At 73.9% G+C, this 25011-nt stretch carries 24 protein-coding genes; 11 read left to right on the top strand and 13 right to left on the bottom strand.

All coding sequences use genetic code 11. From position 1 onward, the window contains the following. Positions 1 to 73: 73 nt before the first annotated feature. Positions 74 to 1582, top strand: coding sequence for a M81 family metallopeptidase (locus tag QWZ14_RS02460; protein WP_290314978.1), 1509 nt, complete (start codon positions 74 to 76; stop codon positions 1580 to 1582). Here QWZ14_RS02460 and QWZ14_RS02455 read toward each other — a convergent pair whose 3' ends face one another. The 3 genes from QWZ14_RS02455 to ada all read right to left on the bottom strand — a co-directional run bounded on the left by QWZ14_RS02455 (position 1583) and on the right by ada (position 4773). Beyond that, positions 1583 to 2563, bottom strand: a complete 981-nt coding sequence (locus QWZ14_RS02455; protein WP_290314977.1) for a Bug family tripartite tricarboxylate transporter substrate binding protein — start codon at positions 2561 to 2563, stop codon at positions 1583 to 1585. It abuts the gene before it with no gap. After that, a complete protein-coding gene (locus QWZ14_RS02450) occupies positions 2560 to 3597 on the bottom strand; it encodes a VOC family protein (protein ID WP_290314976.1) in 1038 nt (345 codons plus the stop codon). The genes QWZ14_RS02455 and QWZ14_RS02450 overlap by 4 nt, the downstream gene beginning before the upstream one ends. Before the next feature lie 75 nt (positions 3598 to 3672). Further along, on the bottom strand, positions 3673 to 4773 hold the full coding sequence (ada, locus tag QWZ14_RS02445; RefSeq protein WP_290314975.1) for a bifunctional DNA-binding transcriptional regulator/O6-methylguanine-DNA methyltransferase Ada: 1101 nt from the start codon (positions 4771 to 4773) through the stop codon (positions 3673 to 3675). 80 nt (positions 4774 to 4853) lie between these two features. Between ada and QWZ14_RS02440 the strand changes: the two genes are divergently transcribed. Beyond that, positions 4854 to 5195 (top strand): DOPA 4,5-dioxygenase family protein, encoded by a 342-nt coding sequence (locus QWZ14_RS02440; protein WP_290314974.1) that lies wholly within the window; start codon positions 4854 to 4856, stop codon positions 5193 to 5195. Here QWZ14_RS02440 and QWZ14_RS02435 read toward each other — a convergent pair. Continuing rightward, positions 5176 to 5322, bottom strand: coding sequence for a hypothetical protein (locus QWZ14_RS02435; protein WP_290314973.1), 147 nt, complete (start codon positions 5320 to 5322; stop codon positions 5176 to 5178). The genes QWZ14_RS02440 and QWZ14_RS02435 overlap by 20 nt on opposite strands. A gap of 581 nt (positions 5323 to 5903) precedes the next feature. Here QWZ14_RS02435 and aqpZ point away from each other — a divergent pair. Then, positions 5904 to 6689: an aquaporin Z gene (aqpZ, locus tag QWZ14_RS02430; RefSeq protein ID WP_290314972.1), complete on the top strand. Its 786-nt coding sequence runs from the start codon at positions 5904 to 5906 to the stop codon at positions 6687 to 6689. A gap of 100 nt (positions 6690 to 6789) precedes the next feature. Here aqpZ and QWZ14_RS02425 read toward each other — a convergent pair whose 3' ends face one another. Together QWZ14_RS02425 and QWZ14_RS02420 are read right to left on the bottom strand one after the other, a co-directional pair. Further along, complete coding sequence (locus QWZ14_RS02425) at positions 6790 to 7644, bottom strand: class I SAM-dependent methyltransferase (protein ID WP_290314971.1); 855 nt, start codon at positions 7642 to 7644, stop codon at positions 6790 to 6792. 11 nt (positions 7645 to 7655) lie between these two features. After that, positions 7656 to 9473: an AMP-dependent synthetase/ligase gene (locus tag QWZ14_RS02420; protein ID WP_290314970.1), complete on the bottom strand. Its 1818-nt coding sequence runs from the start codon at positions 9471 to 9473 to the stop codon at positions 7656 to 7658. A 180-nt stretch (positions 9474 to 9653) separates the two neighbouring features. On the opposite strand from QWZ14_RS02420, the gene QWZ14_RS02415 reads away from it, so the two are divergent. The 5 genes from QWZ14_RS02415 to QWZ14_RS02395 all read left to right on the top strand — a co-directional run bounded on the left by QWZ14_RS02415 (position 9654) and on the right by QWZ14_RS02395 (position 15923). Further along, on the top strand, positions 9654 to 11471 hold the full coding sequence (locus QWZ14_RS02415; protein WP_290315035.1) for a M3 family oligoendopeptidase: 1818 nt from the start codon (positions 9654 to 9656) through the stop codon (positions 11469 to 11471). After that, positions 11464 to 12840 (top strand): ABC1 kinase family protein, encoded by a 1377-nt coding sequence (locus QWZ14_RS02410; protein ID WP_290314969.1) that lies wholly within the window; start codon positions 11464 to 11466, stop codon positions 12838 to 12840. Before QWZ14_RS02415 ends, QWZ14_RS02410 begins: the two co-directional genes overlap by 8 nt. 100 nt (positions 12841 to 12940) lie before the next feature. After that, a complete protein-coding gene (locus QWZ14_RS02405; RefSeq protein ID WP_290314968.1) occupies positions 12941 to 14098 on the top strand; it encodes a Re/Si-specific NAD(P)(+) transhydrogenase subunit alpha in 1158 nt (385 codons plus the stop codon). A gap of 13 nt (positions 14099 to 14111) precedes the next feature. Then, the gene (locus QWZ14_RS02400) at positions 14112 to 14510 is read left to right on the top strand and encodes an NAD(P) transhydrogenase subunit alpha (RefSeq protein ID WP_290314967.1); all 399 of its coding nucleotides are present in this window, start codon (positions 14112 to 14114) and stop codon (positions 14508 to 14510) included. Between the two features lie 3 nt (positions 14511 to 14513). After that, complete coding sequence (locus tag QWZ14_RS02395) at positions 14514 to 15923, top strand: NAD(P)(+) transhydrogenase (Re/Si-specific) subunit beta (protein ID WP_290314966.1); 1410 nt, start codon at positions 14514 to 14516, stop codon at positions 15921 to 15923. A 56-nt stretch (positions 15924 to 15979) separates the two neighbouring features. On the opposite strand, the gene QWZ14_RS02390 is transcribed toward QWZ14_RS02395, so the two are convergent. Beyond that, a complete protein-coding gene (locus tag QWZ14_RS02390; RefSeq protein WP_290314965.1) occupies positions 15980 to 16663 on the bottom strand; it encodes an isochorismatase family protein in 684 nt (227 codons plus the stop codon). Between the two features lie 224 nt (positions 16664 to 16887). On the opposite strand from QWZ14_RS02390, the gene QWZ14_RS02385 reads away from it, so the two are divergent. Together QWZ14_RS02385 and QWZ14_RS02380 are read left to right on the top strand one after the other, a co-directional pair. Continuing rightward, positions 16888 to 17289 carry a hypothetical protein gene (locus tag QWZ14_RS02385; RefSeq protein WP_290314964.1) on the top strand — a complete coding sequence of 134 codons (402 nt, stop codon included), beginning with the start codon at positions 16888 to 16890 and terminating at the stop codon, positions 17287 to 17289. A gap of 378 nt (positions 17290 to 17667) precedes the next feature. Beyond that, positions 17668 to 18918: a hypothetical protein gene (locus QWZ14_RS02380; protein ID WP_290314963.1), complete on the top strand. Its 1251-nt coding sequence runs from the start codon at positions 17668 to 17670 to the stop codon at positions 18916 to 18918. Between the two features lie 15 nt (positions 18919 to 18933). On the opposite strand, the gene QWZ14_RS02375 is transcribed toward QWZ14_RS02380, so the two are convergent. Then, positions 18934 to 19707 (bottom strand): SDR family NAD(P)-dependent oxidoreductase, encoded by a 774-nt coding sequence (locus QWZ14_RS02375; RefSeq protein ID WP_290314962.1) that lies wholly within the window; start codon positions 19705 to 19707, stop codon positions 18934 to 18936. Positions 19708 to 19830: 123 nt separating this feature from the next. Next, positions 19831 to 20061: a hypothetical protein gene (locus tag QWZ14_RS02370; RefSeq protein ID WP_290314961.1), complete on the bottom strand. Its 231-nt coding sequence runs from the start codon at positions 20059 to 20061 to the stop codon at positions 19831 to 19833. A gap of 242 nt (positions 20062 to 20303) precedes the next feature. Between QWZ14_RS02370 and QWZ14_RS02365 the strand changes: the two genes are divergently transcribed. Further along, complete coding sequence (locus QWZ14_RS02365) at positions 20304 to 21479, top strand: glycosyltransferase (protein ID WP_290314960.1); 1176 nt, start codon at positions 20304 to 20306, stop codon at positions 21477 to 21479. On the opposite strand, the gene QWZ14_RS02360 is transcribed toward QWZ14_RS02365, so the two are convergent. Genes QWZ14_RS02360 through QWZ14_RS02345 form a run of 4 tightly spaced genes read right to left on the bottom strand, consistent with a single transcriptional unit; the run spans position 21412 to position 24876 of the window. Further along, complete coding sequence (locus QWZ14_RS02360; protein WP_290314959.1) at positions 21412 to 22005, bottom strand: SAM-dependent methyltransferase; 594 nt, start codon at positions 22003 to 22005, stop codon at positions 21412 to 21414. The two genes, QWZ14_RS02365 and QWZ14_RS02360, sit on opposite strands and share 68 nt — an antisense overlap. Beyond that, positions 22002 to 22736, bottom strand: a complete 735-nt coding sequence (locus QWZ14_RS02355; RefSeq protein ID WP_290315034.1) for a PIG-L deacetylase family protein — start codon at positions 22734 to 22736, stop codon at positions 22002 to 22004. The genes QWZ14_RS02360 and QWZ14_RS02355 overlap by 4 nt, the downstream gene beginning before the upstream one ends. 5 nt (positions 22737 to 22741) lie before the next feature. Next, the gene (locus QWZ14_RS02350) at positions 22742 to 23872 is read right to left on the bottom strand and encodes an acyl-CoA dehydrogenase family protein (protein WP_290314958.1); all 1131 of its coding nucleotides are present in this window, start codon (positions 23870 to 23872) and stop codon (positions 22742 to 22744) included. A gap of 53 nt (positions 23873 to 23925) precedes the next feature. Next, the gene (locus tag QWZ14_RS02345) at positions 23926 to 24876 is read right to left on the bottom strand and encodes a Bug family tripartite tricarboxylate transporter substrate binding protein (RefSeq protein ID WP_290314957.1); all 951 of its coding nucleotides are present in this window, start codon (positions 24874 to 24876) and stop codon (positions 23926 to 23928) included. Positions 24877 to 25011 lie beyond the last annotated feature (135 nt).

Here is a 25011-nt window from a genome sequence, read left to right as displayed (position 1 = left end):
GGTCGCGTCTCCTCTTGGCGGGGCAGCTTCGCCCCGTCACCATGCCCGCCGCAATACGTCCGGGAGCCCCTCCATGCGCCTGCTGCTCGCCGCCCTCTCGCACGAGACCAATACCTTCTCCCCGGTGCCGACCCCGCGGGAGCGCTTCTGCCGCACCGGCGGCGCGCTGCTGGAGGGCCAGGCCGCGATCGACTTCTACCGCGACACCGGCACCTGCCTCGGCGGCTTCCTCAAGGTCGCCGAGGAAGCCGGCGCTGCGGTCACCATGTCCATCGCCGCCCATGCCCCGCCCAGCGGCAAGGTCGAGGCTGCGGCCTATGAGGGCTTCTGCGACAGCATCTGCGCGGCGGTCGCCGCCGGCGGCCATGACGGCATCCTGCTCGACCTGCACGGCGCCATGGTCGCCGAGGGCTTCGACGACGGCGAGGGCGAGCTGGTCCGCCGCATCCGCGCCATCGACGGCACCACGCCGATCGCCATCGCCTACGACATGCACGCCAACGTCCATGCCAATATGGTGGAAGGCCCGGTCGTCACCTGCGGCTACCACACCTATCCCCACGTCGATCAGGCCGAGACCGCCGAGCGCGCCGCCCGCATCCTACTGCGCGTCCTGGCCGGGGAGGTGAAGCCGACCACCGCCTGGGCCCGGGCGCCGATGCTGCCCCACGTCATGGCCCAGGGCACCCATGCCTTCCCCAACCGCGAGCTGCAGGCACTCTGCGCCGGCTGGGAGGCCAGCGGCCGGGCGCTGGCCGCCAGCCTCTACGTCGGCTTCCCGCATGCCGACATCGAATACGCCGGCCTCTCCGCCGTGGTCACCACCGACGACGATCCGGCCGAAGCCCAGGCCATGGTGGCCGAGCTGATCGACTTCGCCTGGAAGGCGCGGCAGGACTTCACCTTCAGGCCCGAGCCGCTGGCGGAAAGCGTCGCCCGCGCCAAGGCCGCCGGCGCGACCAGGGCGGATCTTCCCGTCGTGCTGCTCGACCACTACGACAATTGCGCCAGCGGCGGCACCATGGACACGACCGAGACCCTGGCCGAGATCCTGCGCCAGGGCCTGGAGGATGTCGCCTTCTTCGGCCTCTGCGACCCGGAAGCCGTCGCCGCCTGCCAGGCGGCCGGGATCGGCGCCACCGTCACCCTGGCCCTCGGCGGCAAGCTGCCGATGCCGGCGCTGCCGCAATCCTCCAGGCCGCTGACGGTGACCGGCACGGTGAAGACCATCTCGGCCGGCACCTTCGTCACCAAGGCGGGGCTCTCGCCCGGGCTCAAGGTCTACATGGGCCCGACCGTGGTGCTCGATACCGGCGCGGTCGAGATCGTGCTGGTGACGCGGCAGATCGAGCCGGTCTCGCCCGACATGTTCCGCATCCTCGGCATCGAGCCGCGCGACAAGCGCTACCTGGCGATCAAGAGCCGGGTGCACTGGCGCGCCGCGCTCGGCCCGCTGGCGCGCGAGATCGTCGAATGCGCCGGCATCGGCGTTTGCACCTCGGACTATGGCCAGCTCACGTTCCGCAACGTGCGACGGCCGATCTACCCGCTCGATCCCGGGGCGAACGGGCCGACCCTCTGATCAGTCCGGCCTGGCGCCGCTGGCCCTGATCACCGGGGTCCAGCGCGCCGTCTCGCTGGCCCAGAGCGCGGCGAAATCCGCCGCCCCGCCCTCCAGCGGCAGCAGCCCGTTGCGGTGGAACAGCGCCCGCACGCCGGCATCGGCCACCGTCTCCCGCAGTGCCGCCTCCAGCCGCGCCACGATCGGCGCCGGCGTGGCGCGCGGCACCACCAGCCCGCCCCAGCCGGCGACGCCGAAGCCCGGCACCCCCGCCTCGGCGATGGTCGGCACCTCCGGCAGCCAGGGCTGCCGCACCGGGGAGGAGACCGCCAGCGCCCGCAGCTTGCCCTCGCGGATCTGTCCCAGCACGCTGGCCGAGGTCGAGAGCGCATAATCCAGCCGCCCGCCCATGAGGTCGGTCGCCAGCGGCGCCCCGCCGCGATAGGCGACGCCGACGGTCGAGATCCCCGCCATCTGGTCGAGCAGGTAGGCCGCGAGGAAGCCCGCCGTGCCGACCCCGCTATGCCCCCAGTTCAGCGAGCCCGGCCGCGCCCGCGCCGCGGCGAGAAATTCCTCCAGCCGGTGCCAGGGGCGGGAGGGCGGCACCACCAGCACATTGGCGATATCCGCCAGCAGCCCGACCGGCTGGAGGTCCTGCGCCGGGTCGTAGGGCAGGTCGCGGAAGACCAGCGGCGCCACCACCAGCACGCCGACGCTGGCATAGCCGAGGGTCAGCCCGTCCGGCGGGGCGCGCACCACCGCCTCGGTGGCGATCGCCGCGCCGGCGCCCGGCCGGTTCTCCACCACCACCGGCTGGCCCAGCGCCTCGCCCAGCCGCGGCGCCACCGCGCGGGCCAGGATGTCGACCGCCCCGCCGGGGGTGAAGCCGATCACGATCCGCACCGGCTTCCCGGCCAGGCCCGGCGGCGGCGCCTCCTGCGCCCGCCCCGCCGCCGGCAGCGCCAGCGCCGCGGCGCCGAGCAACCCGCGCCGCCGCATCATTCGGCCGCCCGCAGCTGGTCCCACCAGGGGCAGGCGCCGGGCATCACCGCGTGGTTGCCCGGCAGCACCTGCACCGGCGCCCGCTCGCCGGCGGCGGCGGCCTGCAGCATCAGCCGCCGCGCCTCGGCCCGCATCTCCGGCGAGCCCCAGGACCGCTCATGCCCCCAGAGGCTCGGCCCCGAGGTCATCTCCACCGGCTGCCAGCGCGCCGGGTCCACCACGCGGCCGCCCCAGCCGTACTCCACCAGGAAGCCGCCGGGGGTGCGGGCGTAGAAGCTGGTCATGTAGTCGTTGGTGTGGCGCCCGAGGGTGGTGGCGACGCGGCCGTCCTCGAGCTGGGCCAGGTCGTAGCCCTGGCCGACGTCGTCGAGGCTGAACAGCTCGAGCATCAGGTGGTGCAGCCCGGCGCTGCCGGTCTCGATCAGCGCCAGCGAATGGTGCCGCCCGTTCACGTGCAGGAACCAGGCGGTGAAGGGGTGGGTGACGTAGTCGGAGACCCCGAAGCCGAGCAGGTCGCGGTAGAAGGCGAGCACCGGCGCCGCCCGCTCCACCGTCAGCACCGCATGGCCCATGCCGAGCGCGCCGGTACGGAAGCCGCTGATGCAGCGCCCCGGCCGGAAGGGCGCGTCGGCGGCCTCGGCGCCGTGGACCAGCTCGATCCGGTTGCCCGCCGGGTCGGCGGCCACCACCAGCCCGGCGACGCGCCGCTGCGCCGCCAGCGCCGCGTCGCCGCGGGCGACCGCCACCCCGGCCGCCTCCAGCCGGGCGGCCAGCGCCTCCAGCGCCGCGGCATCGGCGACCTCCCAGCCGAAGCAGCGGGCGCCGTCCCGCGCGCCTGGGGTCACCACCAGCCGCTGCCGGCGGTCGTCCATGCGGAAGACCAGCTGCGCCGCGCTGCGCTCGGCGAGCTGCAGCCCGAGCAGGCCGGTGCCGAAGCCGGCCCAGTCCGCCGGGCTGGTCGCCTCGATCCCGACATAGCCCAGGGCCTGGATGCCCGGCCCCTCCGCCGCGCCGGAATGCGCCTGCCTGGCCATCGCCCGCTCCCCATCCGTCTTGCTTGGGCGGATGCTAGGGCATTCCCGGCATCGGGTGGAACGCCCGCGTGCGGGCTAGGCCTTGGCCGCCGCCTTCTCCTGCGCCAGCAGCGCCCGCTTGCGCGGCACCCCCCAGCGGTAGCCGGTCAGGTCGCCGTCCTTGCCCACCACCCGGTGGCAGGGCACCGCCAGGGAGACATGGTTCTGCGCGCAGGCCCGGGCCACCGCCCGCACCGCCTTCGGCGCCCCGATGGCGACCGCCATCTCCCCATAGGTCCTGGTCTGGCCGAAGGGGATGGCCTGCAGCGCCTCCCAAACCCGGCGCTGGAAGGCGGTGCCGCGCAGGTCGAGCGGCAGGGCCAGCGCGGCTCTCGGCTCCGCCAGGAAGCCCACCACCTGCCGCACCGTCCCGGCCAGCGCCTCGGGAGCCGCCTCGATCCGCGCCTGCGGGAAGCGCTGGCGGAGGTCGCCCTCCAGCGTCCCGAAATCCTCGGCAAAGCCGATGAAGCAGACGCCGCTGTCAGTGGCGCCGATCATCACCGGGCCCAGGGCGCTGACGGCCGTGGCGATGCGGATGGTCTCGCCGGCGCCGCCGCGCCGGGCCGCGCCGGGGGTCATGCCGAGCACCCGGCCGGGGGCCTCGTAGACCCGGCTCTCGCTGCCGTAGCCGGCGCCGGCGACGGCCTCGGCGACGCGGTCGCCGGCGGCGAGCGAGGCCTGCAGCCGGCGGGCGCGGACGGAGGCGGCATAGGAATGCGGGGTCACGCCGGTGATCTCCTTGAACAGGCGGAGGAAATGGTGCCGGGCATAGCCGGCGCGCCCGGCCAGGGCGGCGAGCGAGGGGATGCCCTCGCTGGCCTCGATCAGGGCGCAGGCGGCGCCGATGGCCGCGGCATGGATCGCCGCCCGCTCGCCCTTCGGGTCGCAGCGCTTGCAGGCGCGGAAGCCGGCCGCCTCGGCGGTGGCGGCGTCGGCGTAGAAGCGGACGTTCCGCCGCAGTGGCGGGCGGGAGGGGCAGCCGGGGCGGCAGAAGACCCCCTGCGTCGTCACCGCATAGAGGAAGGGTCCGCCGGCCGGGGCGGGGTCGCGCGCCACCAGGGCCTCCCAGCGGGCATCGTCGCCGCCGGCCGCGGGCGCTTCGGGAAGGAGGTCGGGGAGGGGGCTGCTGTCGGGCATGCCAGGATGATGCGCCCGGCGCGGGGCTTGCGGCCATCCGGGCGTTGCGCTGGCATGGCGGCGCAGGAAGGACGATCCCGATGGCCGCGACGATCACCGGCTGGCACGCCCATGTCTACTACGACCCGGTGACCACCCGCGCCGCGGCCGAGGCGCTGCGGGCGGCGATCGCGGCCCGCTTCCCCGCCGCCGTGCTCGGCCGCTGGCACGACCGGCCGGTCGGGCCGCATCCCGGCGCCATGTACCAGGTCGCCTTCGCGCCGGATCTGCTGGCCGGCCTGCTGTCCTTCCTGGTGCTGCACCGGGCCGGGCTGGTCGTGCTGGTGCACCCGGAGACCGGCCATGCCCGGGCCGACCATACCGCGCATGCGCTCTGGCTGGGGGCGGTGCTGCCGCTCGAGCTCAGCGTGCTGCCGGAATAGCCGCCAGCACCGCGGCCGCCAGGCCGGCCAGCGGGGCGCCGGAGTCGAGCCGCAGCACCGGGCAGGGCAGATCGGCCAGCCAGCTCTCCTGCTGCGCCCGGCTGCTGGTCGAGGCCGCCGGTGTCATAGGCCGCGGCCCAGGCGAGGAAGGCGGCATGCACCGCGGCCAGGTCGCCGCCCGGCGCGATCCGCGCACCATGCCGCGCCGCCTCCCGCGCCCGCAGCCGGGCGAGGCGGGTCGGCGCGTCCAGGTGCAGGAAGACCACCAGCCCGAACTCCGGCACCAGCGCATCGCCCCAGCCGCCCAGCGCCCCCGCCAGCACCCAGTCGGCGCTGCGGCCGAGGTGGCGCCGCAGCCGCTCGAGCCGGGCCGGCATCGGCCGCGGCCTGAGGAAGGGCGGGTCGGTGGGAAGCCAGTAGTGCGCGTCGGCATCGTGCAGCGGGCAGCCGAGCCGCTGCGCCACCGCCGCCCCCAGGGTGGAGGTGCCGCTGCCGGAGGCGCCCATGATGCGCACGCGTGCCATGCCCGCGGATGTACACCGCCGACCGGGACCGGCAAGGCCTGTTGCTGCGGCCCCGACAGGTGACAGCCCGAAGGGTTGCGTGACATCCGGTGACAATTTTCCGCGACGCCGGGCTCGGCGCCGGACAAACGTATACGATCTTCCCCCGGCGGCCCGGTGGCGGCCGTTGTGGGAGGATCCTCTCGTGTCACGCAAGCTCGTCGCTGAATTCTTCGGTACGCTGTGGCTGGTGTTGGGCGGATGCGGCAGCGCCGTATTGGCCGCCGCCTTTCCCGAGGTGGGCATCGGCCTGCTCGGCGTCTCCCTGGCCTTCGGGCTGACCGTGCTGACCATGGCCTTCGCCATTGGCCACATCTCCGGCTGCCACCTGAACCCCGCGGTCACCTGCGGCCTGGTCGCCGCCGGGCGGTTCCAGGCCAGCGAGGCGCTGCCCTACATCGCCGCGCAGGTGATCGGCGCCGCGGCCGGCGCCTTCCTGCTCTATGCCATCGCCTCCGGCCAGCCGGGCTTCGACCTAGCGGTGAAGGGGCTGGCGGCGAACGGCTTCGGCGCGGCCTCGCCCGGCAAGTTCGACCTGGTCTCGGGCTTCGTCACCGAGGTGGTGATGACCTTCTTCTTCCTGATGGTCATCCTCGGCGCCACCTCGGCCCGGGCGCCGGCCGGCTTCGCCCCCATCGCCATCGGCCTCTGCCTGACGCTGATCCACCTGATCAGCATCCCCGTCACCAATACCAGCGTGAACCCGGCCCGCAGCGCCGGCCCGGCCTTCGTGCTCGGCGGCGTGGCCTTGCAGCAGCTCTGGCTGTTCTGGGTGGCGCCGATCCTCGGCGGCGTCGCCGGCGGGCTGCTGCACCGCTGGCTGAGCACGGAGGAGGGCGCCGATGCGCGGGACCGCGACGCCGCCATCGCCGAGGCGCGCGGCGCCGATCCGGAGGCGCTGGCGCCGATGCCGGCGCGCCAGCCCCGCTAGAGCGGTTTCCGTTCGCAGTGGCTCACGGACCCCGCTCTAGTGTGTTGTTCTGGCGAGCAAAAATCTCCGGTCCGATGAGTCCATCGGATCGGAGTTTGCTCTAGGCGGTCGCGGTCACCAGCCAGATCGCGGCGGGCATCACCACGCCCGCCGCGCTGTCATGGGCCTGGTAGAAGGCGGCGATGCCCTCCCGGACCGCCGCCCGCGCCGCCTCGGGCAGGCCGGCCGCGGCGCGGCTCGCCTGGCCGATGGTCATGGCGAAATCCGCCGCCTCCGCCGCGTCGGCGCCGAGCCGCATCGGCAGATCCGCCGCCTCCAGCGCCACGTCGCGGAAGCCGGCCCCGAGCAGGATCCGCTGCACCCGGGCCGGATCGGCGAAGGCGAACTGCCCCGGCTCCTCCGGCCCCGGCGGGATCGCCGGCGGCAGCAGGTGGCGGACCGCGGCGACCGGGCCGGTCGCCCAGGCATTCTCGGCCGGGCTGCGGAAGGCCGCGAGCACCACCGCCGCCCCCGGCTTCAGCGCGCCCCGGATGTGGCCGAAGGCGGCGACCGGGTCGAGGAAGAACATCACCCCGAAGCGCGAGAACAGCAGGTCGAAGCCCGCGGGTGCGAAGGGGTGGGTCGCCGCGTCGGCCAGCATCACCCGGGCCTGGGCGAGGCCCGCCGCGGCGATCCGCCGCTCCGCCACCGCGACCGAGTCCGCGGCGATGTCGAGGCCGAGCACCGCCCCCTGCGGCCCGACCCGCTCGGCCAGCGCCAGGGTCGAGGTGCCGCTGCCGCAGCCGATGTCGAGCACCCGGGCACCCGGCCGCGGCGCGGCCCGATCCAGCGCCCGCGCCAGCACCGGGGCGAAGCGGGCGTCGATCCGCGCGTGGTGGGTCGCCCAGGCGCGGGTGCTCGGGCCGTTCCAGTAGGCGGCCTGCGCGGCATTGGGTCCGGCCCTGTCATCCGCCATGCTGCATCTCCCTATCGGTAGGTGGCCGCGATCTCGTCCCGGTACTGGGCCAGCACCGCCCGGCGCTTCACCTTCATCGTCGGCGTCAGCAGCCCGTTCTCGACCGAGAAGGGGCTGGGTGCCAGGGTCCAGCGGCGGATGCGCTCGATGCTGGACAGCCTGGCATTCACCCGGGCGACCGCTTCGGCGATGCCCTCCGCCTGGCCCTCGGCCGCGACCAGCAGCGCCACCACCCCGGCCTGGCCCTCGCCGGCGACCACCGCCTGGGCGATCTCGGGCTCGGCCATCAGCAGGGATTCCAGCTTGGCCGGGCTCACCATGTCGCCGCCGAGGGTCTTGATGAAGTCCCGCTTGCGGTCGGTGATGGTGATCCGCCCCTCATCCGGGCCCGCCGCCTCGATGCTGGCGACGTCGCCGGTATGCAGCCAGGGCGCCGCGCCCGGGGGGTCGCCCTCGGCCGGGCGGATGGCGGCGGCGGTCGCCTCCGGGTTGCCCCAGTAGCCGTCCATCACCAGGGCGCCGCGGACCAGCAGCTCGCCATCCGCGGCCAGCCGCGCCTCGACGCCGGGCAGCGGGTAGCCGACGGTCTGCCGCAGGTTGTCCCAGGGCGGGTTGACCGCGATCACCGGCCCGGCCTCGGTCTGGCCATAGCCCTGGATCAGCGGCAGGCCGAGGCCGATGAAGAAGCCCGACAGGTCCGGGTCCAGCCGCGCCCCGCCGGAGACCAGCGCCTGCAGCCGGCCGCCGAAGCGGGCCCGCACCTTGTCCCGCACCAGCCTGTCGAGCACCGCATCCTGCAGCCTTTCCCAGGCCGAGAGCGGCAGCCGGTCGGCGCGCTTCAGCCCCAGCGCCAGGGCGCGCCGGAACAGCTTTTGCTTGAACGGCGCCTCCTTCTCGAGCTGGGCCAGCATCCGGGTCCGCAGCACCTCGAAGAGCCGCGGCACGGTGGTGACGATGCTCGGCTGGAATTCCTGGAATTCGGCGGCGATGCGGTCGGCGCCGCGGGAGTAGACCACCTCGACGCCGAGCGAGGGCAGCAGGAAGACGCCGACCGTGTGCTCGTAGCTGTGCGAGAGCGGCAGGAAAGAGAGGTAGACGGTGCCGTCGAGATGCAGCCGCTCGGCCAGCGCCGCGACGCCGTCGCGGTTCGCCAGCATGGCCCGGTGCGGCAGCATGACCCCGCGCGGGGTGCCGCCGGTGCCGGAGGTATAGATCAGGCAGGCCAGCCGCCCGGGGGGGATCAGCTCGACCTCGGCCAGCAGCATCGGCAGGTCGCCCGGCGTCGCCAGCACCTCGGGCCAGGCCGCGACCCGGCCGGCGGCCCCCGGGGCGGGCAGCGCATCGAAGCCGAGCAGCAGCTCGAGCGGCGCCGGCGCCGCCGCGGCGATGCGCGCGGCCAGGGCGGCGGTCGAGGCGATGGCGATGCGGGCGCCGGAATCGGCCAGGATGTGGCGGTGGTCGGCCACCGTATTGGTCGTGTAGGTCGGCACGGTGACGGCGCCGATCGCCATCAGCGCGCAATCCGCGATGTTGAATTCCGGCCGGCTCTCGCTGACCAGCAGCACCCGGTCGCCGGGGCTGACCCCGGCGGCGCGCAGCCAGGCGGCAGCGCTGGCGACCGCGAGGGCGAAGTCGCCCCAGCTCAGCCGCTGCCAGGCGCCGTCCCGCCAGTGCCGCAGCATCGGCCGGGCCGGGCGCTTCCGGGCGATGTCCAGCAGCATCCAGGGCAGGCTGCCCCAGGGCGTTCCGCTCCGGCTGCCGGCGGTGATCCGTCCCGACGTCCGCGCAAGCCCCGCCTGCGGCCCCGTTCGGCCTCCGCGTTCCGCCATTCTGCACGCTTCCCCGTCTCTGCCGCTGTTGCCTCGCCCCGGCGGCTTGGCCACGGCCCTTGACGCCATATATGCAGGGACGTGACCCGAGCCGAGCCCCAATCGATCCCCGCATCGAGCCCGTCCCGTGCCGCCGCGGATTCCGCGGCGGCCGGACGACCTGCCGCAGCCCCCTCAGGGCTGTCCTTCTCCCCCCTGGATGCCGGCGCCGGTGAGGCGACCGGGCCGCTGCCCGAATGGGACCTGTCGGATCTCTACGCCTCGCTGGAGGATCCGAAGCTCACCGCCGACCTCGACCAGGCGGAACTCGACGGCAAGGCCCTGGCGGCGCGCTACGCCGGCAAGCTCGGCGGCCTCCCGGGCGACGGGCTGGCCGAGGCGATCGCCGCGCTGGAGCGGATCGAGGAGGTGCTCGGCCGTGCCATGAGCTACGGCCAGCTGGTCTTCGCCGGCGATGCGACCGACCCGGCCAACGGCCGCTTCTACCAGACCCTGCAGGAGCGGGTGACCGCGATCAGCAGCCACCTGATCTTCTTCACCCTCGAGCTGAACCGGCTGGAGGATGCCGAGATCGAGCGCAAGCTCGCCGGCAGCCGGGCGCTGGAGCGCTGGCGCCCCTGGCTGCGCGACCTCCGGGTGTTCCGCCCGCACCAGCTCTCGGACGAGCTGGAGAGGCTGCTGCACGAGAAGGAGGTCACCGGCCGCTCCGCCTGGAACCGGCTGTTCGACGAGACCATCGCCGGGATGACGGTGAAGGTCGGCCCAGCGGGGCAGGAGGAGGAGCTGACCGTCTCCGCCGCGCTGAACCGCCTCTCGGACCGCGACCGCGCGGTGCGCGCCGCCGCCGCCGAGGGCATCTCGGCCGCCTTCGGCAGCCGGGTGCGGCTGTTCTCGCTGATCACCAACACCCTGGCCAAGGACAAGGAGATCATCGACAGCTGGCGGCAGTACCCGCGCCCCGGCTCCTCCCGCAACCGGGCCAACATGGTCGAGGACGAGGTGGTCGACGCGCTGGTGACGGCGGTCCGGGCCAGCTTCCCCAGGCTGTCGCATCGCTACTACGCGATGAAGGCGAAGTGGCTCGGCCTCGAGAAGCTGCAGCACTGGGACCGCAACGCGCCGCTGCCGGACGAGCAGGACCGCAGCATCCCCTGGCCGCAGGCGGTCAAGACCGTGCTCGACAGCTACCGCGCCTTCAGCCCGGAGCTGGCCGAGATCGGCGCCCGCTTCTTCAGCGCCCCCTGGATCGACGCGGCGCTGCGCCCGGGCAAGTCGGGCGGCGCCTTCGCCCACCCGACGGTGCCCTCGGCGCATCCCTACCTGCTGCTGAACTACCACGGCAAGGCGCGGGACGTGATGACCCTGGCGCATGAGCTGGGCCATGGCGTCCACCAGGTGCTGGCGGGACGCCAGGGCTACCTGCTGTCGGGCACGCCGCTCACCCTGGCCGAGACCGCCTCGGTCTTCGGCGAGATGCTGACCTTCCGCGGGCTGCTCGATGCCGAGGGCGACCCCGCCCGCCGCCGCCTCATGCTGGCCGGCAAGGTCGAGGACATGCTGAACACGGTGGTGCGGCAGATCGCCTTCTACCGCTTCGAGACCCTGCTGCACGAGGAGCGCCGCCAGGGGGAGCTGAGCAGCGACCGGATCGCCGAGCTCTGGATGCAGGTGCAGCACGAGAGCCTCGGCCCTGCCTTCGACTTCACCGAGGACTACGGGGTCTACTGGGCCTATATCCCGCATTTCGTGCATTCGCCCTTCTACGTCTATGCCTATGCCTTCGGCGACTGCCTGGTGAATGCGCTCTACGGCGTCTACCGGGATGGCGTGGTGCCGGACTTCCAGCAGAAATACCTCGAGCTGTTGAAGGCCGGCGGCACGCTGCGGCACAAGGATCTGCTGGCGCCCTTCGGCCTCGATGCCTCCGACCCCGGATTCTGGCAGCGCGGCCTCGACGTGATCGCCGGCTTCATCGATGAGTTGGAACAGGATGTCTGAGCGCAATCCCGACAGCACGCTCTTCGGCGAGCTTCGCCGGATGGCGCGGACCTCGGGCGCCGTGGGCGGCATCGCCGCCCGCGTCGCCGGGGAACGCATCTTCGGCGTCAAGACCGACAAGGCGGCGCATGCGGAGGATCTGAAGGCCATCCTCGGCGGGCTGAAAGGCCCGCTGATGAAGGTGGCGCAATTCCTGTCCACCGTGCCGGATGCCCTGCCCGACGAATACGCCGAGGAACTGGCGACGCTGCAGGCCAATGCCCCGCCGATGGGCTGGCCCTTCGTCCGCCGCCGCATGGGCTCCGAGCTCGGCCCGGCCTGGGAGAGCCGCTTCCGGACCTTCGGGCGGGAGGCGGCGGCCGCCGCCTCGCTCGGCCAGGTCCACCGCGCCACCCTGCCGGATGGCCGCGAGGTCGCCTGCAAGCTGCAGTACCCGGACATGCCGAGCGTGGTGGAGGCCGACCTCCGCCAGCTCAAGCTGGCGATGAGCGTCTACCGCCGGATGGACAGCGCCCTCGACAACGGCGAGGTCTACCAGGAGATGTGCGACCGGCTGCGCGAGGAGCTCGACTACCTCCGCGAGGCCGCGCAGATGCGCCTCTATGGCCTGATGATGCGCGGCGCGTCCGATGTCACCATCCCCGCCCCGGTCGAGGAGCTCTGCACCCGGCGGCTGCTGACCATGAACTGGCTGGAGGGGAGGGCCATCGTCAAGCGGCTGGAGGAGGACCCGCCGCTCGAGGAGCGCAATGCCTATGCCAAGTCGCTGTTCCGCGCCTGGTACAAGCCCTTCTACCAGTACGGCGTCATTCACGGCGACCCGCATCTCGGCAATTACCAGGTGCGGCCGGACCGCGCCGGCATCAACCTGCTCGACTTCGGCACGATCCGGGTCTTCCCGCCGAGCTTCGTCGGCGGCGTGATCCTGCTGTACGAGGCGGTGCGCGACAACGACCAGGAGAAGGCGGCCGAGGCCTACCGGATCTGGGGCTTCCGCAACCTGTCGAAGGAGACCATGGAGGTGCTGAGCCTCTGGGCCACCTTCCTCTACGAGCCGCTGGTGCAGGACAAGGTGCGGCCGATCCAGTACTCGGACGACGTGGGCTATGGCCGCAAGATCGCGCAGAAGGTGCACGAGGGGCTGAAGCGGACCGGCGGGGTGAAGATCCCGCGCGAATTCCCGTTGATGGACCGCGCCGCGATCGGCCTCGGCAGCGTCTTCCTGCGGCTGCGGGCGGACATCAACTGGCACCGCGCCTTCATGGAGCTGGTCGAGGAGCATACCGAGACCTCGCTGGCCGAACGCCAGGCGGCGGCGCTGGCCGAGGCCCGGGTCCCGGCCGCGGTGGTCAGGCCGCTCGCGCCCTGACGCCGGGCCGGCCGCCGCGCCCCGGCGCGGCGGCCGGCGTTATGGTCTTGCCTCACCGCTCACGTTTCAGCATGTTCCGGCGCCAAAGGGGGATCCCTGCATGCGCCTAGCAGTCCTGAAGGAACGCCGTCCGGCCGAGACGCGGGTCGCGGCGACGCCCGAGACGGTCAAGAAGTTCATCGCCCTCGGCCTGACCGTTGCGGTCGAGGCCGGGGCTGGGGCCGGTGCCGGCATACCGGACGCCGAATTCACCGCCGCCGGGGCCGAGCTGGCGCCGGATGCGGCGGCCGCCCTGAAGGACGCCGGGATCGTGCTGAAGATCCGCGCCCCGCTCGCCGCCGGCGAGGGCGCGCTCGACGAGCTGGCGCTGATCCCGCGCGGCGCGCTCATGCTGGGCCAGCTGCAGGCGACGCCGGAGATGGCCGCCGCCTATGCCGCCGCCGGTATCGACGCCGGGGCGATGGAGCTGCTGCCGCGCATCACCCGGGCGCAGTCGATGGACATCCTCTCCTCCCAGGCGAACCTCGCCGGCTACCGCGCCGTCATCGAGGCCGCCAGCACCTTCGACCGCGGCTTCCCCATGCTGATGACCGCGGCCGGCACCATCCCCGCCGCCAATGTCTTCGTCATGGGCGCCGGCGTCGCCGGGCTGCAGGCGATCGCCACCGCCCGCCGGCTCGGCGGCCGGGTCTCGGCGACCGACGTCCGGCCGGCGGCGAAGGAGGAGATCAAGTCGCTCGGCGCCAGCTTCGTCGGCCACGAGGACGAGGAAAGCCGCGCCGCCCAGACCGCCGGCGGCTATGCCAAGCCGATGAGCGCCGGCTTCATGCAGAAGCAGGGCGAGGTCGTCGCCGCCCATCTGGCCAAGCAGGACATCGTCATCACCACCGCCCTGGTGCAGGGCCGCAAGGCCCCCACGCTGGTGACCGCGGCGATGGTCGAGAGCATGAAGCCGGGCAGCGTCATCGTCGACATCGCCTCGGACGCCGGCGGCAACGTCGCGCTGACCAAGCCGGGCGAGGCCTTCACCACCCCGGGCGGCGTGACCATCCTCGGCTTCAACAACTGGCCCGGCCGCATCCCGGCGGCCTCCTCGCAGCTCTTCGCGCGGAACCTGCTGACCCTGCTGACCACCTTCTGGGACAAGGAGGCGAAGGTCCCGAAGCTGCCGGCCGAGGACGACATCGTCAAAGGCGTCATGCTGACCCGCGGCGGCGCCGTGGTGCACCCGAGCTTCGCGCCCGCCCAGGCCGCCTGAGGAGATCCGCCCCATGAACCCCACAGACCTGGCCAATCAGGCCAGCGCCACGGCCAACCGCGCCCTCGAGCTGGCCGCCCAGGCGCGGCTGCTGGCCGAGCAGCACGTGGCGCCGGTGGCCGCCGCCGCCGAGCCCTTCCTGCTGCTGCTGACGATCTTCCTGCTCGCCTGCTTCGTCGGCTACTACGTGGTCTGGAACGTGACGCCAGCGCTGCACAGCCCGCTGATGGGCGTGACCAACGCCATCTCCTCGGTCATCGTCGTCGGCGCCATCCTGGCCGCCGGCCTCGGCGAGAGCACCGCGGCGCAGGTCTTCGGCTTCATCGCGGTGACCTTGGCTTCGGTGAACATCTTCGGCGGCTTCCTGGTCTCCCGGCGCATGCTCTCGATGTTCAAGAAGAAGGGGAGCTAGGCCGTGGGGCAGACATTCTCGACCCTGGCCTATCTGGTCGCCTCGGTCCTCTTCATCATGGCGCTGCGCGGCCTCTCGCATCCCGAGACCAGCCGCCAGGGCAATATCTTCGGCATGGTCGGCATGGGCATCGCGGTGGTCGCCACCCTGCTGAAGCCGGGCATGGGTGCGGGCGGCATCGCGCTCGTCATCGCCGGCATCGCCGTCGGCGGGACCATCGGCGCGGTGGTCGCCAACCGCATCCAGATGACCTCGCTGCCGCAGCTGGTCGCCGCCTTCCACTCGCTGGTCGGCCTCGCCGCGGTCTTCGTCGCGGCCGCCGCCTTCTACGCGCCGGAGAGCTTCGGCATCGGCCATGCCGGCGACATCCACGGCAGCTCGCTGGTCGAGATGTCGCTCGGCCTCGCGATCGGCGCCATCACCTTCTCCGGCTCGGTCATCGCCTTCGCCAAGCTCGACGGCCGGATGTCGGGCGCGCCCATCCTGTTCAAGGGGCAGCACTGGCTGAACCTGGCGCTCGGCATCCTCATGCTGGTGCTGGTCATCGCCTTCGTCTCCTCCGGCAGCCCGCTGCTCTTCTGGCTGATCGCGATCCTGGCCTTCGCCCTCGGCTTCCTGCTGATCATCCCGATCGGCGGCGCCGACATGCCGGTCGTGGTCTCCATGCTGAACAGCTATTCCGGCTGGGCGGCGGCGGGCATCGGCTTCACCATCGGCAACCTGCTGCTGATCGTGACCGGCGCGCTGGTCGGTGCCTCCGGCGCCATCCTGTCCTACATCATGTGCAAGGGCATGAACCGCAGCATCGTCAACGTGCTGCTCGGCGGCTTCGGCACCACCGGCGGCGGCGAGGCCGGGCCTGGCGCCGGCGGCGGCGACCGCGCCCCGGTGAAGGCCGGCAGCCCGGAGGATGCCGCCTACATCATGAAGAACGCCCAGAAGATCATCGTCGTGCCCGGCTACGGCATGGCGGTGGCGCAGGCCCAGCAGGTGCTGCGCGAGATGGGCGAGCTGCTGAAGAAGGAGGGCGTGGAGGTCACCTACGCCATCCACCCGGTCGCCGGCCGCATGCCCGGCCACATGAACGTCCTGCTCGCCGAGGCGAATGTCCCCTACGACGACGTCAAGGAGCTCGAGGAGATCAACCCCGAATTCGCCGAGGCCGACGTCGCCTTCGTCATCGGCGCCAACGACGTGACCAATCCGGCGGCCAAGACCGACAAGTCCTCGGCCATCTACGGCATGCCCATCCTGGATGTGGAGCGCGCCAAGACGGTGTTCTTCATCAAGCGCGGCATGGCCAGCGGCTATGCCGGCGTCGACAACGAGCTGTTCTTCCGCCCGAACACCATGATGCTCTTCGGCGACGCGAAGAAGGTGACGCAGGAGATCGTGCAGGCGCTGCAGCGGTAGCGCCGCGGCGCAGGCAGGGGTGAGGGGGGCGGGGGATCGCATCCCCCGGCCCTTTTTCAGGCGTTGCCCAGCAGCGCCGCCCGCAGCTCGGCCCCGGTGGTCAGCCAGCCGAAGAAGGCCTGGACGTTGAATTCCGTCGCCTCCTGCGCCCCCGGCCCGGCCGCCATGGTGGCGTCGGTGATCATCACGGGGAAGAACTCGCGGTGATAGGCGTCGCGGATGGTGCTCTCGACGCAGACGTTGGTGGCGACGCCGGCGACCAGCACCGTGCGCACCCGCCGCGCCGCCAGCAGCTGCTCCAGCCCGGTCCCGGCGAAGCCGCTGTAGCGCGCCTTCGGCACCAGCAGGTCGCCCGGCTGCGGCGCCAGCCCATCGACGATGGCATGGTCCCAGGTGCCATGGGTGATGAGCTTTCCGGCATAGGCCTCGTTCGCCCGCATGAATTTCAGCGCATTCGACTTGTGCCAGACCGGCGCCGCCGGCCCCGGCGCCTCCCGCAGATCGGCCGAGAAGCCGTTCTGCAGGAAGATGACCGGGATGCCCGCCGCCCGGCAGGCGGCGACCACCTGCCGGGTCTCCTCGATGACCGGCGCGGCGCCCGAGACGTCGAAGCCGCAGAGGTCGAGGTAGCCGCCCTTCGAGCAATAGGCGTTCTGCATGTCGACCACGATCAGCGCGGTTTCCTCCGGGACCACGCGGATGGGCTCGGGCCGGGCGGCGATCTCGATGCTGCGGGACATGGCGGGCTCCTTGCGCGGGGTGGCTGTCGGCGAAGCACGCGGCATGCCAATACCGCGGTGTAACCGACCCCGGGCCGGGTCTGCCCTGCCGCCATGGCACCCCCGACCGACCGCTTCCGGACCGAGCCGACCGAGGCACCGCTCGCCCGGCTCGGCGCCACCGCCCGGGGCCTCGACACCCGGGGGAGGCCGCCCGCCGCCTCGCCGCCACCGGCGCCGGTGCGGTGGGCGAGCCGCCGGGCCGCCGCCTGCTGCGCAAGCTCGGCCGGCGGCTGGCGGAGCCGCTGGTCGACATCCTGCTGGTCGCCGGGCTGGTCTCCGGCCTGTCCGGGGACTGGCCGGGCTTCGTTATCATCTCCTTCGATGCGGTGGACGAGGCCGACCCGGCCCGCCCGCACGCCTGGGACATGCGGGCGGTGCTGCGCTTCACCCTGGTGATGCGGCCGCTCTCCCCGGTCGTCGACCTCGCCACCTCGCTAGGCTTGGCGCTTGGCCCGCTGGCGCCGCTGCTCGGCTTCCCCCCGCTGCCGGGGGCGCTGCCCGGGGCCATCCTGCTGCTGGTGCTGGCCTACCTCGGCATGGCCAAGAGGCTGAGGCGCCTGACGGCCTCAGAAACAAAAATGTAACGATCTGTGGCTGCAACACATTCACATCCGCGTTGCCTACCTAGTCGTTTAATGACGTCCAGGCGTCTGAATAGTATTGAAATTGGGACACCGCGTCAAAAGCAGGTCCCCGATGCCTCTTGAACCTCTACGGCAGGACCCTGCCGTGGCTACAGGATTGCTGCGCCCAGGCCTGCCCGCGGTCGACCTCGCAACCGGGCCGGGCGGCGGCGGCAACCCCGTCTGGGCGATCGGGCTGGCGGCCCTCCTGCTGACCTGGCCGGCGATGTGGAACGGCTATCCCCTGGTCTTCGCCGATACCGGCACCTACCTCGGCCAGGCCCTGCTGGTCTATGTGGCTGGGACCGGCCGCCCTTCTACAGCCTCTTCCTGCATGCGGTGCACTGGCGCCTGTCGCTCTGGCCGGTGGTCGCGGCGCAGGGGCTGCTGGTCGCGCATCTGCTGCATCTGGTGCTGCGGGCGCAGGGCCATGCCGGGACGGCGCCGCTGCTGCTGACCGCGCTGGCGCTGGCGATGCTGACCGGCCTGCCCTTCATCGTCGCGCAGCTGCAGCCGGACCTCTTCACCGGCGTCGTCGTGCTCTGCGCCTGGCTCATCGGCTTCCGCAACGCCGCCCTGTCCCGCATCGAGCGCTGGTACGTCCTCGGACTCGCCTGCCTCGCCGTCGTCGTCCACCAGAGCCACGTGCCGCTGGCGCTGGGCCTGGCGATGGTCGGCTTCCTGCTGGCCCTCGGGCAGGGGCTGCGGCCGGCGCTGCGGGTCCTCGGCCGCATGGCGGCGCCGCCGCTGCTGGCGGCGCTGGCGCTGCTCGCGGTCAATGCCGCCGTCCACCGCGCCCCGGCGGTCTCGCCCTACGGCTCGGTCTTCCTCGCCACCCGCATGCTCTTCGACGCCTCCGGCCAGGCCTGGCTGGACCGGCATTGCCCCTCGGAGGAATTCCGGATCTGCGCCGTGCGCTGGGAGCTCGGCATTGGTCACAACCACTTCCTCTGGGACCCGTCGGGGCCGCTGCACACCCGGCTCGGTGGGCCCAAGGCCTGGGCGGCGGAGGCCTCGAGCATCATCCGCGACGTGATCAGGGAGGATCCGCTCGGCGTGCTGCACGCCGCCATCGGCAACACGCTGCTGCAGCTCACCCAGATCGACACCGGCGACGGGCTTGGCCCCTGGCTCGGCACGCCGGGGCCGGAGCCGCTGATCGAGCGCTTCTTCCCGGCCGAGCATGCCGCCTTCCTGGCCGCCCGGCAGCAGCGCGGCACCCTGCTGCCGATGGTGGAGCGGCTGGCCACCCTGCATGCCGCCATCTTCTACGGCACGCTGGTGCTGCTGCTGGTGGCACTGGCCTGGCCGCGCGCCGAGCAGCCGGGGGCGACCGCCGAGGCAACTTCGGCCCCCGGGCGGCCGGGACAGGGGCGCCGGCACGGGCCGCGCGGCGTGGTGCTGACCGCGCTGGTGCTGGCGGCGCTGCTCGGCAATGCCGCCATCACCGGCGCGCTCTCGGGCCCGGCCGGCCGCTACCAGGCCCGCATCACCTGGCTCGGCCTGATCGCCGTCGTCGCCGTGCTGCTGCCGCGGCGGCCGGCGCTGGTGCCGGCCGCGGCCCGGCCCGGCGGCCAGGTCACCCGCTAGGGCGGGGCCCCCGCCTCAGAGGTGCTTGCCGCCATCCACCAGGATGACGCTGCCGGTGGTGAGCCGCAGATGCGTCACCGCCGCCATGATGGCCAGGGCCACGTCGTCCGCCTCCGTCACCGTCCGCAGCGGCGAGGCGCCGGCCGCCTTCTCCACCGCCGCCCGGCTGCGGCCGGGAACGAAATCCGTGGCGACCGCCGAGGGCGAGATCGAGACCACGCGGATCTCGGGCGCCAGCACCCGCGCCAGCGACAGCCCCATGGTGTCCAGCGCCGCCTTGGAGGCGCCGTAGATGATGCTGCTGCCGGTGCCGGTGATGGCGGCGAGCGAGGAGATGTTGACGATGACGCCGTCGCCGCCGCGCTTCAGCAGCGGCGCGAAGGCGCGGACGGTGGCGAAGGGGCCGCGCACGTTGGTGACCAGCACCCGGTCGATCAGCGCATCGTCCAGCGCCTCGAGGTCGGCATGCGGCACCGCCCGGGTGGTGGCGGCGGAGTTCACCAGCACGTCGCAGCGTCCGAGCCTGGCCTCCACCTCGGCGGCGGCGGCGCGCAGCGCGGCGCTGTCCTCCATCGGCATGCGCAGCGCGAGATGCCCGCGCCCGGGCAGTTCGGCGGCCAGCGCGGCGGCGCGCTCCGCGCCGGTATTGTAGCCGATGCCGAGGATTGCACCCGCCGCGGCCAGCCGCCGGGCGGTGGCGGCGCCGATGCCGTTGCTGCCGCCGGCGATGACCGCGACCTTCCCGGCCAGGGCATACTCGCCCAGGTTGCCTGCTCTGACGTCGCTCACCGGCCTACTCCCCCGCGGTCCATCCGGCGGGGGGCGATCGCGTCGCCTCCCGCAGGAGCGGGACACTAGACCAGGATCGGCCCGGCGGAAGGCCTCCTTCGCGGGGCCGGCAGCCGGGTGGCGTCAGTCCTCCAGCGCATGCGGCAGGGCGGGCATGCCCTCGCCGCCGTGCCGGCGCTGCGCGGCGATGCCGACGCCGGCCGCGGTGGCGCCAAGCAGAGCCAGCGTCAGCACGGTGCCGACCGGCATGGCGAAGGACAGGGCGAAGGCGGCGAGGATGGTCGCCGCCTGGGGCGCCCAGGAGAGCGGCATGCGATCGGCCTCGGGGATGAGGGTCGAGGTGATGGTGGTCATGGTGCGGGTCGCTTCCACGAATGTTGCAAAGCAGCATGTCGGTGCGCCGCAGCATAAATCTCATGTAATTTCCACGGGTCCTGCCGGCATCGCCATGCACGTCCCGCATGGCCTAGGGCCTTGTCCCACCGTGGCGCATGGCCGGGCCCGGAAGCCCGGCCCCGGAGGCCCGGCGGTGACGATCGCGCCAGCCCTGCGCCCGGCGGGAACGGGGCTCGGCGTTCCGGCGTTCGGCCCGGGAAATGACCCCTTTCGATGCGGCGAGCGCCGCCTTGCCGCAGGCTGCTGCGCCCCGCGCCATCATCGCCATCCCGGCCCATGACGAGGCGGCGCGGCTGCCCGCCTGCCTCGGCGCCCTCGGTGCCCAGCACCAGCTGGGCGGCTACGGCGAGACCGCGGTCCTGGTGCTGGCCAACAACTGCAGCGACGACACCGCCGGCATCGCCCGGTCCCTGGCGCCCACCCTGCCGTTCCGGCTGCTGGTCCAGGAATGCCGCCTGCCGCCCGCGCTGGCCCATGCCGGCGGCGCCCGCCGCACCGCCATGGAGGCGGCCGCCGCCCTGGCCGGGCCCCGCACCACCCTGCTCTGCACCGATGCCGACGCGCGGCCGGAGCCCGGCTGGCTCGCCGCCAACCTGGCCGGGCTGGCGGCCGGGGCGGATGCGGTCGCCGGCACGATCCGGCTGGACCCGGCCGAAGCGGCGCTGCTGCCGCCGACCCTGCGGCGGCGGGAGGCGCTGGAGGCCAGCTACACCGCCCGGCTCGAGGCCCTGGCGGCCCTGCTCGACCCCCTGGCGCACGACCCCTGGCCCCGCCACGGCACCCATTCCGGCGCTTCCATCGCCCTGACCCTCGACGCCTACCGCGCCATCGGCGGCGTCCCCGCGGTGCCGGTGGGGGAGGACCGGGCGCTGTTCGCCGCGCTCGCCCGGCTCGATGCCCGCATCCGCCACTGCCCCGCCGCCCGGGTCGTGGTGTCCTGCCGGCTCGACGGCCGCGCGGCGGGGGGCATGGCCGAGACCATGCGGCGCCGCCTCGACGATCCCGAGGCGCCGCTCGACGCCCGGCTGGAGGCGGCGGTCCCGGCGCTGCTCCGGCTGCGCTGCCGCCGGCTGCTGCGCCGGCTGCGCTCGGGCGAGGCGCCGCTGCGCGGCACCGGCTGGCTGGCCATGGCCCTCGGGATCATGCCGCAGGCGCTAAGGGCGGCGCTCGAGGCACCGGGCTTCGGCCTCGCCTGGGACGCGCTCGAGGCGGCGGCGCCGCTGCTGCGCCGCCGGCCGCTGCGGCCGGCGGCGCTGCCGCAGGAGATCGCCCGCGCCGAGGCGATGCTGCGGCTCTACGGCCCGGCGATCAGCCCGGAGCCGCCGGCCGATGCAGGATGTCGAGCCGGTATGCCGCAGCTCGCTCCTGCCGGGTGAGGTCGAGCCGGCCGGCGCTGCCGGCGATCACCAACTCGGCTGCGGCGTCGCCGCTCAGCGGGTAGTCGGTCTCCCCGGTCCAGTGCACCAGCACCAGGTCGCCTCCCGGGGCGAGGGCGGCGTCGAGCCGCGCCACCAGCCGGGCGACGTCGGCGCGGTCGAGGTAGTAGACCACCTCCGACAGCATGATCAGGTCGAACCGCCCCTCGGGCCAGGCGCCCGGCACCGCCATGCGGCGGAACTCGACGCCCTCCAGGCCACGGCAGCGGGCGCGGGCGGTCGCCAGCGCCGCCTCCGCCACGTCCAGCGAGAGCAGCCGGTCGCAGCGCGGCGCCAGCAGCGCCGTCAGCACGCCGATGGAGCAGCCGACCTCCAGCGCCCGGGCATAGCGGGGCTGCGGCAGAGCGGCGAGGGTGGCGGCGTACTTGCCGCGCTCGTAGTCGCTGCCCTCGAAGTCCCAGGGGTCCGGGGCGGCGGCATAGAGCGCCTCGAAGTAGCCGGCGGGCAGGGATCCCGGCTCGGTCATGGCGCGCACTCCAGCAGGATCTCGAAGGGGCGGTCGGCGAGGGCGAGGGCTTCCGGCGGCAGGGTGAAGCCGCCGGCGAGCTGCCCGGTCTGCGAGGCATGCGCGGCGATGGCCGCCCGCTTGGCCGGCAGCCAGTGCGCCATGGCGAAGCGGTGGCCGCGCGGCGGCACCGGCAGCCAGGGCGGCGGCGGCAGCGGGAAGCCCGGGATCGGATAGGCATGCGCCCAGCCCCAGACCGGATAGGCCAGCAGCCGCGCCCCGGTCGCCCGGGCCAGCGCCGCGGCGATGGCGAAGGTGGCGGTATGGTCGCCGTGCGGGTCGTGCTCCCAGGTGGCGAGGATGGTCGAGGGCGCGCCCTCGGCCAGCAGCGTCGCCACTGCCGCCGCCAGCCCGGCGCCGCTGCCCGGCACCGCCTGGTCCGGCAGGCCGAGGAAGCCGAGGGCGGCCGGCGGCAGCCCCAGCGCGGCGACCGCGGCCCGGGTCTCCGCCGCCCGCAGGCTCCGCAGCACGTCCCGCGGCAGCCGCGGGTGGGAGCCGGCGCCGTCGCTGACCACCCGCACCCGCAGCGGCAGCCGCGCCTCGGCCGCCGCCGCGATCAGCCCGCCGCAGCCGAGCGATTCATCGTCCGGGTGCGGCGCCAGCACCAGGCTGGGCCCGTCGCCCAGGACCACCCGCGGGTCCCCGGTCTCCGGCAGCGCCTCGGCTGCCCGCAGCCAGTCGCCGGCGTACATGCCGCTCACCGGCCCGCACCGGTGGCGGCCCAGAGGTCGCCGAAGGCGCCGGGCGCGGCCAGCACATGCGCCGCGGCCGAGGCCAGGGCGCGGTCCGGCCCCGGCTGGCGCAGGTAGGTCGCCAGGTCGCGCGACAGCCGCTCGGCCGGGTGGGGCCGCAGGAAGGCGGTGAGGCCGATGGAACGCTGCACCAGCGTCAGCGCCTCCAGCGCCGCCCGCTCGACCGCCAGCCGGGCGAGGTTGACGAAGGCCACGCTGTCCTCCGCCCCGGCCTCGGCACGCACCGCGGCGGCCTCGACCCAGAGCCGGGCGCCGGCGGCGGCGGTCGCCACCTCGCCCAGCCGGGCGGCCTGGTAGGGGTCGCCACCGCGCTCGGTGCGGCGGAGGTGGTCGCGCAGCGCCTCGGCCAGGGCCTCGATGCCGCCGGCCTGCACCGCGGCGAAGCGCCAGGCGCCAGCGGAGAAGTCGGGCTGGGCCTCATAGGCGCCGGCCGGGCCGATCAGCGCCGTGGCGGGCAGGTCGAGGCCGGTGAAATCGACCGCGCCGGTGGCCGAGGCGCGCATGCCCTGCGCCGTCCAGCGCGCGAGGTCCGCCCGCTCCCCGGGCGGCAGAGGCACCAGCACCATCTGCGGCAGGTCGCCGGGCCGGGCGCGGGCGGTGACCAGGGCGCGGTCCACCCGCCCGGCCCCGGAGCAGAGGATCTTGCGCCCCTGCAGCCGGATGCCGCCGGCGCGGGGCTCGAGCCCCAGGATCTCGCCGGGGACGTCGGTGTTCCAGACGCCGAAGAAGGCGCCGTCCCGGGCATCGGCGGCGGCGGCGGCGGCCTGGGCCGCGTCGCCGTGCCGGAGCACCAGCCGCAGCGCGTTCACATGGCCTTCGTAGAGCCGGCCGAGCGGCAGGCTGGCGCGGCCGACCAGCCGCAGCGCCTCGGCCAGCGCCGCCGGGTCGGTGCCGAGGCCGGCGCCGCCGTGCTCCGGCGGCAGCGGCGCCGCCAGCAGGCCCGCCTCGCCGAGCGCGGCGACATCCTCCGCCGGGAAGGCGCCGTCGACGTCGAGCGCCGGGGCGCGGGCGGCGATCGCCGGCAGGATGCGGCGGAGGGCGTCGAGGCAGCGGGAGGCATCGTGGCTGGGGGGCATGGGGGGTTCCGGCGTTTCGCCACTGGAACACCCCCGGCCAGCCGGGGTTGCCGCTAGCCCGCGGTGATGCCGCGGGTCTTGATCACCGCCGCCAGCGCCGCCGTCTCCCGCGCGATGCTGGCGGTGAAGGCCTCCGGGCTGGTCACGTCGGGGACCATGTCCGGGGTCATGCGGGCGGTCACCGCCTCGCTGGCGATGGCGGCGGCGAAGGCGGCATGCAGCCGGGCGACGACCGGCGCCGGGGTGCCGGCCGGCACCGCCAGCCCGTGGCAGTAGAGGAAGGTCAGCGCCGGCACGCCCAGCTCGGCGAAGCTCGGCACCTCCGGCAGGGCGGCGATGCGCCGCGCCGTGCTGATCGCCAGGATCCGGATGCCGCCCGCCCGGTGCTGCTCCAGCGCCGGCATCAGGCTGCCCATGAAGCCGGGAATGGCGCCGCCGAGCATGTCCTGCACCACGGTCGCCTCGGTGCGGTAGACCGCGTTCTCGAAGCGGCCGCCGGTCTCCCCGGCCAGCATCTCCATGAGGATATGCCCCGGCCCGCCGCGGCCGACCGTGCCGTAGGCGACCGGCCGGTCCCGCGACAGCGCCACCAGCTCCGCCAGGCTCCGCGCCGGCACGTCCCGGGCCACCGCCAGCACCTGCGCCGCGCGGAAGATGGCGGTCAGCAGCTGGAAGTCCTCGATCCGGTAGTTCAGCGCCTGGCCCAGCGCCGGGCCGGTGACCAGCGAGCCATAGGCCATGTAGCCGACCGTATAGCCGTCCCGGGCCGCGCGGGCGACGTGCTCGGTGGCGATGACGCCGTTCGAGCCGGGACGCGGGTCGATCACCACGCTCTGGCCCAGCAGCGGCCGGGCCTGCTCGGCGATGAGCCGGGCCAGGGTGTCGGAGACGCCGCCGGGGCCGAAGGGCAGCACCAGCCGCAGCGGGCGGTTGGGGAACGCCTCCTGCGCCCGGCCCAGGCGGGGCGCGGCCAGGCCGGCGAGAAGCGCGCCGCGCCGTGTCATCCGGTACCGCATGGCGGATCGGCCTCCCCCGTTGGTCTTGCCCGATCGAAACGGCTGCCGGGCGGCAGCGTCAAGCGGAATCGCCGTCCTGGTTGACCCGGCGCCGCCGACCGCGCAGCATTTGCGCAAGCCCGG

Source organism: Paeniroseomonas aquatica (genome assembly GCF_030409335.1).
Taxonomy (GTDB): domain Bacteria; phylum Pseudomonadota; class Alphaproteobacteria; order Acetobacterales; family Acetobacteraceae; genus Belnapia; species Belnapia aquatica.
This window is presented reverse-complemented; position numbering and strand designations above follow the sequence as displayed.